The sequence below is a fragment of the Acidocella aquatica genome (assembly GCF_030160635.1).
GTDB classification, from domain to species: Bacteria; Pseudomonadota; Alphaproteobacteria; order Acetobacterales; family Acetobacteraceae; genus Acidocella; species Acidocella aquatica.
In genome coordinates this window covers 166,427-178,076 of sequence record NZ_BSOS01000094.1, presented here as the reverse complement: position 1 = coordinate 178,076, position 11,650 = coordinate 166,427, and the positions used below count along the sequence as shown (strand labels likewise).

11 protein-coding genes and 1 tRNA gene are annotated in these 11,650 nt (G+C 59.4%); 7 read left to right on the top strand and 5 right to left on the bottom strand.

The window, feature by feature from the left end; genetic code table 11:
• The 5 genes from QQJ84_RS17725 (at nucleotide 1) to pstA (ending at nucleotide 4,250) form a co-directional block, all read left to right on the top strand.
• Nucleotides 1-480, top strand: coding sequence for an RNA pyrophosphohydrolase (locus QQJ84_RS17725; RefSeq protein ID WP_284259657.1), 480 nt, complete (start codon nucleotides 1-3; stop codon nucleotides 478-480).
• A 23-nt stretch (nucleotides 481-503) separates the two neighbouring features.
• Nucleotides 504-1,160 (top strand): dienelactone hydrolase family protein, encoded by a 657-nt coding sequence (locus tag QQJ84_RS17720; protein WP_284259656.1) that lies wholly within the window; start codon nucleotides 504-506, stop codon nucleotides 1,158-1,160.
• 186 nt (nucleotides 1,161-1,346) lie between these two features.
• Nucleotides 1,347-2,408 carry a phosphate ABC transporter substrate-binding protein PstS gene (gene pstS / locus QQJ84_RS17715; protein WP_284259655.1) on the top strand — a complete coding sequence of 354 codons (1,062 nt, stop codon included), beginning with the start codon at nucleotides 1,347-1,349 and terminating at the stop codon, nucleotides 2,406-2,408.
• 65 nt (nucleotides 2,409-2,473) lie between these two features.
• Nucleotides 2,474-3,397: a phosphate ABC transporter permease subunit PstC gene (gene pstC, locus QQJ84_RS17710; protein ID WP_284259654.1), complete on the top strand. Its 924-nt coding sequence runs from the start codon at nucleotides 2,474-2,476 to the stop codon at nucleotides 3,395-3,397.
• Nucleotides 3,378-4,250, top strand: a complete 873-nt coding sequence (pstA, locus tag QQJ84_RS17705; protein ID WP_284259653.1) for a phosphate ABC transporter permease PstA — start codon at nucleotides 3,378-3,380, stop codon at nucleotides 4,248-4,250. Before pstC ends, pstA begins: the two co-directional genes overlap by 20 nt.
• 98 nt (nucleotides 4,251-4,348) lie before the next feature.
• Here the strand turns inward: pstA and metH are convergent, their stop codons facing one another.
• Nucleotides 4,349-7,834: a methionine synthase gene (gene metH / locus QQJ84_RS17700; RefSeq protein WP_284259652.1), complete on the bottom strand. Its 3,486-nt coding sequence runs from the start codon at nucleotides 7,832-7,834 to the stop codon at nucleotides 4,349-4,351.
• 38 nt (nucleotides 7,835-7,872) lie between these two features.
• On the opposite strand from metH, the gene QQJ84_RS17695 reads away from it, so the two are divergent.
• Nucleotides 7,873-8,214 (top strand): hypothetical protein, encoded by a 342-nt coding sequence (locus tag QQJ84_RS17695; protein ID WP_284259651.1) that lies wholly within the window; start codon nucleotides 7,873-7,875, stop codon nucleotides 8,212-8,214.
• A gap of 9 nt (nucleotides 8,215-8,223) precedes the next feature.
• On the opposite strand, the gene QQJ84_RS17690 is transcribed toward QQJ84_RS17695, so the two are convergent.
• The 4 genes from QQJ84_RS17690 to QQJ84_RS17675 all read right to left on the bottom strand — a co-directional run bounded on the left by QQJ84_RS17690 (nucleotide 8,224) and on the right by QQJ84_RS17675 (nucleotide 11,001).
• Nucleotides 8,224-8,430: a hypothetical protein gene (locus QQJ84_RS17690; RefSeq protein ID WP_284259650.1), complete on the bottom strand. Its 207-nt coding sequence runs from the start codon at nucleotides 8,428-8,430 to the stop codon at nucleotides 8,224-8,226.
• 132 nt (nucleotides 8,431-8,562) lie between these two features.
• Nucleotides 8,563-9,087 carry a GNAT family N-acetyltransferase gene (locus tag QQJ84_RS17685; RefSeq protein ID WP_284259649.1) on the bottom strand — a complete coding sequence of 175 codons (525 nt, stop codon included), beginning with the start codon at nucleotides 9,085-9,087 and terminating at the stop codon, nucleotides 8,563-8,565.
• Between the two features lie 46 nt (nucleotides 9,088-9,133).
• On the bottom strand, nucleotides 9,134-10,813 hold the full coding sequence (ettA, locus tag QQJ84_RS17680) for an energy-dependent translational throttle protein EttA (protein ID WP_284259648.1): 1,680 nt from the start codon (nucleotides 10,811-10,813) through the stop codon (nucleotides 9,134-9,136).
• Between the two features lie 112 nt (nucleotides 10,814-10,925).
• Nucleotides 10,926-11,001 (bottom strand) — tRNA-Ile (locus QQJ84_RS17675).
• Between the two features lie 95 nt (nucleotides 11,002-11,096).
• Here QQJ84_RS17675 and ppa point away from each other — a divergent pair.
• Nucleotides 11,097-11,621 carry an inorganic diphosphatase gene (gene ppa / locus QQJ84_RS17670; protein WP_284259647.1) on the top strand — a complete coding sequence of 175 codons (525 nt, stop codon included), beginning with the start codon at nucleotides 11,097-11,099 and terminating at the stop codon, nucleotides 11,619-11,621.
• Nucleotides 11,622-11,650 lie beyond the last annotated feature (29 nt).

Sequence of the window (11,650 nt, the reverse complement as noted above, 5' to 3'; positions counted from 1 at the left end):
ATGACCGATTGGATGTCTCTACCGTACCGGATGAACGTAGGTGCGGTGTTGTTCGGGCCGGATGGCCGGGTGCTGGTTGGCCGGCGCGCTGGTGTGGCAGATGCCGCATGGCAGTTGCCGCAAGGCGGCATTGATGAAGGGGAAGACCCGCGGACGGCGGTTTTGCGGGAGCTTCTGGAGGAAATCGGCACGGCAGATGCCGAAATTCTCGCCGAGCATCCAGATTGGCTGCAATATGACTTTCCCAGAAATCTGCAACGTAAAACCTGGCAGGGCCGCTATCGCGGGCAAAGCCAGAAATGGTTCGCGCTGAAATTTCTGGGGCAGGACGCCGATGTTAGGCTGGATGCCCATGCCCACCCTGAATTCGACGCCTGGAAATGGGTGGCACTGGCCGAACTGCCCGGCTATGCAGTCGCCTTCAAACGCACGATCTATGAAATCCTGGCAAGGGATTTTGCGCATCTGGCGCAGCCTTAACTTATTAATCGCAGGAGTCGTCCATGCTGAAACTGACCGCCGCTGATGGGCACGAGTTTGCCCTTTTCGAAGCCGGCAATGTGAACGCACCGCGCGGCCTGATCGTGCTTCAGGAGATTTTCGGCGTGAACGCGCATATGCGTTCAGTTTCGGAACGCCTGGCCGGGTATGGCTACCGCGTCCTATCCCCGGCACTGTTTGACCGTGTCGAACGCGGGGTGGAACTGGGCTACGAGCCCGAGGACATGAAAAAAGGCGTCGAACTCCGGGGCAAAATCCCAGAGGCCGCCGTGCTGGCGGATATTCTGGCCACTGCCGCTGCCTTTGGCGGCAAACCCGTAGGCGTTATCGGCTATTGCTGGGGCGGTTCACTGGCCTGGATGGGCGCTACGAAGAGCCATGCTTTCAAGGCAGCTATCGGCTGGTATGGCAGCGGCATCGCCGCACAGAGAGAGCTTAAGCCAAACTGCCCGGTGCAACTGCATTTCGGCGCGGAAGACAAGGGCATCCCCCTCTCCGATGTGGACGCGATCAGAACCGCCCGGCCGGAGGTGGAAGTCTTCGTGTATCCCGGCGCGCAACACGGGTTCGGTTGTGAGGCACGACCAAGCTACACCCAAAAGGATTGCGAACTGGCCGAACTCCGCAGCCTTGCCTTTTTCGCCGAGCATCTACGCTAACGCCAATTTGTATTATCTCTGTCATATTTCCCCCAAAAAATTCCTATCGCCATCCAAATGTCACAGAACTGCAACCGAAACCCCGTCGCCATTGTCACATTGTTCAATTATTGCCAGGACCATGCGGGGAGATCCCGCTATCTGACAGGGTTCTCCACTCAGGGACATCATATAAGGAACGCGCACGTGAAATTTAGCACCACACTCCGCCGTACTGGCGTTGCCGCGCTGGCGATCGCCAGCCTCGCTGGCTTTACCGGCCAAGCCCACGCTCAGGTGGACGTCCCGCTGGTTGAAAGCGGCTCCAGTCTGCTATACCCGCTGTTTAACCTTTGGGTAGCAGGCTACACGGCGGATCACCCCAGCGCCGACATTACGACTACATCGACCGGCTCCGGGGCCGGTATCGCCCAGTCGATCAAAGGACTGATCAACATCGGTGCGTCGGACGCGTATCTCTCGGATACCGTGGTCAAGAAAAACCCGACCATGCTGAGCATTCCCCTCGCGATTTCCAGCCAGGCCATTAACTACAACCTGCCGGGCATCACCAACCTGAAGCTGTCAGGCCCGATCCTGGCCGGCATCTATGAAGGCAAGATCACCCAGTGGAACGATCCGGCGATTGCCGCGGCGAACCCCGGCGTTAACCTTCCTGGTCATGTGATCATCCCTGTCCACCGTCTGGATGGTTCGGGCGATACCTTCATCTTCACGCAGTATCTCTCCGCCTCCGATGCTGGCTGGGGTAGCACGATCAAGTTCGGCACTGCCGTCTCCTGGCCGGCTGTTTCTGGTGGGATCGGCGCCAACGGCAACTCCGGCATGGTAACCGCCGCCGCCGCCAACCCGTACTCCATTGCCTATATCGGCGTCTCCTTCGCCGATCAGGCCGCGAAGGCCGGCCTCGGCGCCGCCGAATTGAAAAACAAGGCTGGCAACTATGTGCTGCCGACCGAGGACACCATTAGCGAAGCCGCGAGCAGCGTCGCCAACTCCACCCCGGCCGACGAGCGGGTCAGCATCGTCTATTCCGCCGGCGCCAATGCCTACCCGATCGTCATCTATGAATACGCGATCGTTAACAGCAGCCAGAAAGCACCGGCTGTCGCCGAAGCTATCCGGACGTTCCTATCCTGGGCCATTACCGAAGGTAATGATCAGAGCTACCTGAAGCAGGTTCACTTCCTGCCGCTGCCCGCTACAGTGCAGGCTCTTTCTGCTGCTCAGATCAATAAAATCCAGTAAGCAGTCCTGACTTCCCCCTTCCGGTTAGCGCCGGAAGGGGTTCTACTTCAATTGAACGGTGGACCATGACAATCCGGCCCTTTCGTCTCTCGGTACTGACTCTAAGCCTTTTTATCCCAGCCGCGCTTTGCGCGGTCGTTTTGTTTTTGGTGATCTATTCAGGCCAGGCAATACTCTTCAACGGTCTGCATTTCATCACCGACATCAACTGGAATCTGGGCGACCTCTACGACGATCCGGTCACCGTCAACGGCATCTCGGTACCAAGTGGCGCCAATTATGGAATCTGGGTTTTTATTGCTGGCACTCTGGCGTCATCTACCATCGCCATCCTCATCGCCGTACCGCTTTCCGTCGGTGCCGCGATTTTCCTGGCCGAGGCCGTATCGCCAAAAATCCGCCCCATACTCTCGCTGCTGGTGGAACTGATTGCCGTCATCCCCTCGGTCGTGTTCGGCCTTTGGGGCATCGCCGTGCTTGTCCCCTTCATCAGCCATTATCTCAGCCCGACGGGCAACGGCTATGGCCTGCTCGCCGCCAGCATCGTCCTCGCGCTTATGATTACACCAATCATCGCATCCACCCTGCTTGACGCACTGATGCAAGTACCTCGTGAAAATCGTGAATCTGCCTTCGCCCTGGGGGCGACACATTTCGAGGTCGTCGCGAAAGCCATGATGCCCATGGTCCGCACCACACTGGTTGGCGGAATCGTGCTGGCACTTGGCCGCGCACTGGGTGAAACCATGGCCGTACTCATGGTGTCAGGTGGTGGTATTAACATCCTTCCCGACTCACTGTTCTCCCCCATCTCCACCATCGCCTCGTTCGTCGTCAGCCAGTTAGACAGCGCCCAGGCCGACCCGACAAACATGTCCGTCCGCGCCTTGTCTGAGGTCGCCCTCGTGCTCTTCGTCATCACCCTGGCAGTTAATGCCGCCGCCAAACTACTTGCCTCGGGAGCGCTCAATGTCCGCAACCGCAAATAGCCCCCCCCAGCGCTCGACGCAGGAAATCCGGCGGGTCATCACCGGCAACATTGGCTGGGTGGCCTGTGGCATTGCCCTGTTGCTGGTCATCGCCCCGCTGATCGATATCGTCGGTGTCGTTGCTTACAACGGTTTTTCCGCCTTTTCACTTAAGCTATTCACTACCTCGACAAAGGGCGCAGGCGGCGGCCTGCTAAACGCAATTGAGGGCACCATCCTCATCACGATCTGTGCGATGGTCATTGCCGTGCCCATCGGCGTCGGTGCCGGCATCCACCTTTCCGAATACGGTAAAAATAAACTTGGCAGCACCATCCGCTTCCTCTCGGATGTTCTAACCGGTACGCCTTCGATCGTGCTCGGGTATTTTTCATACATCGTCTTCGTTATCGCGCTTGGCTGGGGGTTTTCTCTGCTCGCCGCCGCTATCACCATCGCAATTCTGATCGTCCCCTATCTCGCCCGCATTACTGAACTCGCCCTCCAGCAGGTGCCGAACACCATGCGCGAGGCCGGCTTCGCGCTCGGCGCCTCGGAACCCACCGTGGTCTTCAAAATCATTCTGCCGGGAGCCGCTTCCGGCGTCGTAACCGGCGCGCTGCTGGCACTAGCCATCTCCGTGGGTGAAACTGCGCCGCTCATCTACACCGCCGGTTGGACTAATTTTGTTTGGCACGGCAGATTTACCCACGAGCCCGTCAGCTACCTCACCTATGTGATCTGGACCTTTATCGACCAGCCGGATGCACAGTCCCATGCCCTGGCTTTCGCCGCGGCCCTCCTCGTCATGCTCGTGGTGCTGGCCATTAATGTCGGGGTGCGCTTGCTGGTGCGCCGCACCAAGCTCGTCTAAAATCAAGCGCCACGAGAGGGCTGCATCCGGGGGAACATCGGCAATGCCCCCCTGATGCAGCCCTTGTTTTTGTCACCGCTGGGAGAAACCCCACATACTCACACCGAGAAATATTTCGCGTGTGAATTCAAAACAACAATTGCACTTGTCGATTGTTCGGGATGCAGCTGATATTCATCCGACAGCGAAACGCCGATCCGATCCGCGTCCAGCAGACGCAGCAACTGTTCCTGATCCTCAAGTTTCGGGCAGGCCGGATACCCAAACGAGTAACGCGAACCGCGATAAGATTGCTGCAGCAGCTTCTCCATGTCCCGGTCATCCTCTGCCGCAAAGCCAAGCTCGGCGCGGATACGCTTATGCGTATATTCAGCCAGAGCTTCCGCCATCTCGACCGAGATACCGTGCAAATATAAATAATCCTGGTAGCGATTGCTCTCAAACCATTCGCGCGCCACTTCCGAGGCACGCTGGCCAACCGTGACAACCTGCAAGCCGATGACATCACGTATTTCATCATCCACATCGCGGAAGAAATCGGCGATGCATTCACCATCCTCCTTCGGCTGACGCGGTAGAGCGAAGCGCGCCACCTCTGTCCGGCCATCCTCGGCGAACAAGATCAGATCGTTCCCCTGACCCGCGGCCTTCCAATAGCCATAGGCCGATTGTGGCTTCAAAATCTGGTCCGCCTCGCACAGGTCAAGCATACGCTTCATCACCGGGCGCAGTTCCTGCCGCGCCCAAGCCAGGAATTCTTCAAGGGTTTTGCCCTGCTTACGGAAGCCCCACTGAAACTGAAACAGCGAGCGCTCATTGATGAACGGCACAATCGCTTTTGGTGCCGCCTCGATGATCTTGCTCCCCCAGAATGGGGGGGTAATCACAGGCTCGCCCTGCGTCAGGCGGCGGCGGCGGGCCTGCACGGTTTTAACATCCACCGGCGCAAAAGCCGCCGCATCCGCCTCACCCAGCTTGCGCTTGGTGTTGCGGGCCTTGCCTTTGCGTTTCGACTGGATAACAGCAAGATAATTATCAAAATCATTGCCGGTCACTTTATCCATCAGATGCAGCCCATCGAAGGCATCGCGGGCATAAGCAACCCGGCCTGAGGCATAGGCCGCCACGCAATCATCTTCCACATAGTTGCGCGTCAGCGCCGCGCCGCCCAGCATCACCGGAATCTCCAATCCCTGGCGCGACATTTCCTCAAGGTTCTCACGCATCACCACTGTGGATTTCACCAGCAACCCGGACATGCCGATCGCATGCGCCCTGTGCTCTTTCGCCGCCACCACCATATCCGCCAAAGGCACCTTAATGCCAAGGTTGATAACCTTGTAGCCATTATTGGTCAGAATAATATCCACGAGGTTTTTGCCGATATCATGCACATCGCCCTTCACTGTGGCGAGCACCATAATACCGCGTTCCTCGCCGGCGACGCGCTCCATCATCGGTTCCAGATAGGCTACTGCGGCCTTCATCGTCTCCGCGGATTGCAGCACGAACGGCAACTGCATCTTGCCCGCGCCGAACAACTCGCCAACCACCTTCATCCCGTCAAGCAGGATATTGTTGATTATATCCAGCGGCTTGTTGGTCTTCAGCGCCTCGTCCAGCTCATCTGTCAGCCCCTTGCGGTCGCCGTCCACAATGCGGTCCTTCAACCGCCCTTCCACCGTCTCCGCACGTTTCTTTTTGGTGGCGTCAGCCGCTTTCCGGTCGGCGAAAATTTCCAGAAGCTTTTGCAGCGGGTCATACCCCTCGGCGCGGCGATCAAAAATCAGGTCCTCACAAACCTTCACTTCCTCCGCCGCGATCAGGTGCAACGGGCGGATTTTCGACACATGCACAATCGCACCGGTCATCCCCGCGCGCACGGCATGATCGAGAAACACGGAATTCAAAACCGCGCGCGCCGCCGGATTCAGCCCGAAGGAAATATTGGAGAGACCGAGAATAATCTGAATGTCCGGGAACGCATCACGGATCATCTTGATTCCCTCCAGCGTCCATTGCCCCAGTTTGCGGTCGTCCTCATTGCCGGTGGCGATTGTGAATGTCAGCGGGTCGATCAGCAGATCACTCTGCGGCAGGCCGAATTTATTGCACGCAAAATCGACCAGGCGCGCGGCAATCCGCAGTTTGTCCTCAGGCGACTTCGCCATGCCCACCTCATCGATGGTCAGCGCAATCACCGCCGCGCCGAATTTCTTCGCCAGCTTCAACCGCTCCGTGGCGTGGCCTTCGCCATCCTCGAAGTTAATCGAATTGATGATCGGCTTGCCGCCATGCAGCTTCAGCGCCGCCTCGATCACGGGCGTCTCGGTCGAATCAATGACCAAGGGCGCATTCACCGAGGAGGTGAACCGCGTGATCACCTGGTTCATCTCGAAAGTCTCATTACGGCCGACAAAGGCCGTGCAGATGTCCAGCGCGTTGGAGGCTTCGGCCACCTGCTCGCGGCCCATCGCCACGCAGCCGTCCCAATCGCCAGCCTCCTGCAACTCACGCCATTTTTTAGAGCCATTGGCGTTGCAACGCTCGCCTATCGAAAAATAGCTGTTTTCCTGACGCAGCGGCACAGCGCCGTACAGGCTGGCAACCGAAGGCACCCAGAAATATTTACGCGCCACCGGCGCGGGGCGCGGATGACCCAAGCGCCGGAGCATCGCATCCAGCGCTTGAATATGCGGGATGCTTGTGCCGCAGCAGCCGCCGATCAAATTAACCCCGTCCTCAACAACAAACCGCTCCACCCAGCTTGCCATCTCCTGAGCAGCCAGCGGGTAATGTGTCTTGCCGTCCACCAATTCCGGCAGGCCGGCATTCGGCTGCACAGAAATCAGCCCTGGCCAGTTCTGGCTCAGATAGCGGACATGTTCGGCCATTTCCTGCGGCCCGGTGGCGCAGTTCAACCCCATCAGGGGCACATCCAACGCGTTGATGACCGTGGCGGCGGCGGCAATATCGGGTCCCACCAGCAGCGTCCCCGTGGTCTCCACGGTCACCTGCACGAATATCGGAACGCTGGAACCCGCAGCCGCCCGCGCACGCTTGGCGCCATTCACGGCGGCTTTGATCTGCAAGGTATCCTGACAGGTCTCGATCAAAATCGTATCCACCCCGCCGGCGAGCAGCCCCTGGGATTGCACAAACAGCGCCTCTTCCAGCGGGTCGTAGGCAATATTGCCCAGGCTCGGCAGCTTGGTTCCCGGCCCGATGCTGCCCACCACATAGCGGGTACGCCCGTCGGCAAAGCTCTCCGCCGCCTCGCGCGCCAGCTCACCGGCGATCTTGTTGATCTCGAAAGCACGGTCCTCAAGCTCGAACTCACCCAGGGTGATCGGCGAGCCGCCAAAGCTGTTGGTCTGCACCATGTCAGACCCAGCCTCAAAATAACCGCGATGGATATCGCGCACGAGGTCCGGCCGGGAAAGGTTGAGCACCTCGGTGCAGTTCTCCTTGTCCCAGTAGTCTTTTTCAACATCAAGGGTGAGCGCCTGCACGCGCGACCCCATGCCGCCATCGCAGAGCAGGACATTGCGGGAAAGGGCTTCTAATATATTTGGTCTGGACATGCTTGTCAGATACACCGGATTGCCCCCAAGTCCAGAGAATGGGCAATGCAAATGATACGCGAATTCAGGTTTTATTCGGGGCCGCCCCCGGCGCCATGGATGCCGTGCTGCTGGAAGAAGGCCTGGAGCCGCCAAAACAAGGCTATGTTATTCGCTTCGCCTTGGCCAAACCCGGGCATTTTCCGGGCTGCTTCTGCTGTCAGCCGCGCGGCCCCATCGCCACGGCGCTGGGGCAGCTATTTCGCGACCGGGCAACCGGAAAAGCTCCCTATTTCAAGCGGCTGACCATACTGGCCTCCCCTGCCGGAGAGGCCGCGGCACGCGAAGCCCTGACAGGCGATGCCGTCAGCCGTGCGCGCTACAGTTTGGAAAACGCTTAAACGCGATCGTTAGGAAATTGCCGGCTCCCGCCGCGGGCGATCCGCCTCCCGCCTCTCGAACAACGCCGCCAGCCACCCCTTATGATGGTGCCGTCTAGCCGGTTGCACAGCCTCCGGCAGCGCCGACAATGCCATCGCCATCATCGTCACCCGGTACGCCGCATCCGGATTACGTTTGAATAAAGCCCTGATAATCGCATCGGCCTCGACGTCCATAGGCGGCTGATCGCCCTCAAGGGCGCGCCCGATGAACTCGATTATGGCTCTGTGTTCAGCTCGTGTCACAAAGTAACTAAACATACCAATCCCACCGCCACGCAAGGCAAAAAAACGTGAATGACGGAGATTTCACCCAGCGGATGGGCCACGAACAGACTGGTAAACAAGACGTATAATGCCGTCACGGCTAAAACGGTCCACCTCGGCCATGCCGATCGAACCCAACACCATCCGGGAAGCAAAATTATCCTCCCGGGCCACGGCGATCACTTTGCTCAACCCCGCCGTGCCATGCGCGTAATTCAGCGCCATGCCCGCGGCCTCACTCGCCAGGCCAACACCGCGGACCTCAGGCCAGAAGGCAAACCGCAACGCCACGCCACGGCCATCTGGCCGGTGCATCAGCCCCGTCAAGCCTAAAAACTTACCCCGCAGCCCACGGACGCTCCACATGCCGTAGCCAAACCGGCCCCAGTCCTGAATGTCCTGCGCCAGCTCCTCGGCAACCTGAACCGGGGCCCTCACCCCACCCAGCATCTGCGCAAACGCCCGCGGATCACCCTTCAAAGCGACCAGATCCCGTAAGTCCCAATATCCAACCGGCGCCATGCGCAAACGCCCCGTCACCATGGACCAAGCCGATAACGCGGTCATGCCAACGGGCTTTGCTGGCTCGCACCCATGCGCAATGCCGTTGGGGCTACCGGGTCAGCGGCCGGTACTTGATACGGTGAGGTTCGGCGGCATCCTGCCCCAGGCGGCGGCGCTTGTCCTCCTCATAGGCCTGGAAGTTGCCCTCGAACCACTCGACATGCGAATCACCCTCGAACGCCAGGATATGCGTGGCCAAACGGTCAAGGAACCAACGGTCATGCGAGATGATAACAGCGCAGCCGGGAAATTCCATCAACGCCTCTTCGAGCGCGCGCAAGGTGTCCACGTCCAGATCGTTGGTCGGCTCATCGAGCAGGATGACATTGGCTTCGGTCTTCAGCATCTTCGCCAGATGCACCCGGTTGCGCTCACCGCCGGAGAGAATACCCACCTTCTTCTGCTGGTCCGAGCCTTTGAAATTAAACGCCCCCACATAAGCGCGCGAGGCAACGGTGCGCTTGCCCAGATGGATCACATCCGTGCCGCCCGAGATTTCCTCCCAAACGTTTTTATCCGGGTCCAGCGAGTCGCGGGACTGGTCAACATAGCCAAGTTTCACGGTCTCGCCGATTTTCAAAGCCCCGGAATCCGGCTTGTCGAACCCGGTGATCATCTTGAACAGCGTGGTTTTACCCGCGCCGTTGGGGCCGATCACGCCGACAATGCCGCCCGGGGGAAGTTTGAAGTTAAGCCCCTCGATCAGCTCGCGGTCACCAAAGCCCTTACACAGATCAATTGCCTCAATGACCGTGCCGCCAAGGCGCGGGCCGGGGGGGATGACGATTTCAGCAACGCCGCCAACCAGCTCCTGAGATTTCGCCAACAATTCCTCATAACGCTGGATACGCGCGCGCGACTTGGTCTGCCGGGCCTTTGGCGAGGAGGAAATCCATTCCTGTTCCTCGGCCAGGGCGCGCTGGCGGGAGGATTCCTCCTTCTCTTCCTGGGCCAGACGTTTACGCTTCTGCTCCAGCCAGGAGGAGTAATTGCCCTCATAGGGGTAGCCACGGCCACGCTCGATTTCCAGAATCCAGTTGGTCACATTGTCCAGGAAATAACGATCATGGGTCACCAGAATCACGGTGCCGGCGTAATTCTGCAACGTGCGCTCCAGCCAGGCGACCGATTCAGCGTCAAGATGGTTTGTCGGCTCATCGAGCAGCAGCAGGTCAGGCTTTTCCAACAGCAGGCGGCACAATGCGACGCGGCGGCGTTCTCCGCCGGAAAGCGGGCCGACAGGCGCATCAGGCGGCGGGCAGCGCAGCGCGTCGAGCGCGATCTCAATGCGCCGGTCAAGGTCCCAGCCATCCTCCGCGTCGATTTTTTCCTGCAAGGTCGCCTGTTCGGCGAGCAGCGCGTCCATCTTCGCGTCATCCATCGGTTCAGCGAATTCGTCCGAGATGGCGTTGAAACGGGCCAGCGCGCCGCGCAGCTCGGCAAACGCCTCCGCGACATTCTCACCAACATTTTTCGTCGGATCGAGATGCGGCTCCTGCGATAGATACCCAACCCGCGCGCCCTCGGCGGCCCAGGCCTCGCCGCCATACTCTTTCTCGATACCCGCGATAATCTTCAGCAGCGTTGATTTACCCGCGCCATTCACACCCAGCACGCCGATTTTCACCCCCGGCAGGAATGAAAGTGTAATGCCCTTGAATACCTCCCGCCCGCCCGGATAGGCTTTGGTGAGATCCTTCATGACATAGACATACTGATAGCTGGCCATAGCACTTACCCTTTGAAACGGTTGGCCACGGTATAGGGGCGGCGGCGGAGAGCGGCAACTGCCCCACGTTATCAGCGCATATGGTTTTTCAGGCCCGCCCCCTGGGGGCCGCTGGTGCGCCGGGCAGGAATCGAACCCGCAACCAAACCGTTATGAGCGGTCCGCTCTAACCGTTGAGCTACCGGCGCCTAAAGCTGCCGCAACATAGCGGGGCAAGCCGCGTTGGCAAGATAGGCCCCGGCGGGTTATAGCGCCCCAGGAATTCAACAGGGAGTTTTTGACCATGGACGTGAGCAAACTATCGGCCGGTAAAGACGTACCGCGCGACATCAACATCGTGGTGGAAATCCCCGCCGGCTCGGGCGTGAAGTATGAGATCGACAAGGAAAGCGGCGCTTTGATCGTTGACCGCGTGGTCTTCACCCCCATGACCTACCCCGCCGCCTACGGCTTCATCCCCGGCACGCTGGCCGATGACGGCGACCCGGCCGACGCGCTGGTGCTGCTGCCCACCGCCGTCGTTCCCGGCGCCGTGGTACGCGCCCGGCCGATCGGGCTGCTGCAGATGGAAGACGAAGCCGGCATGGACGAAAAAATCGTCTGCGTGCCGCATGACAAGGTGCACCCCCAATATACCGACATCACCGAGGTGGCCCAGCTTCCCGCCATCACCCGCGACGCCATCAAGCACTTCTTTGAGCATTACAAAGATCTCGAAAAAGGCAAATGGGTCAAAATCACCGGCTGGGCCGACCGCGCCGCCGCCGAAGCCGCCATCTCCGCGAGCCTGGCCCGCGCGGCCAAATAACCACAGCCCCAAACCAAACCAGGGGGCGC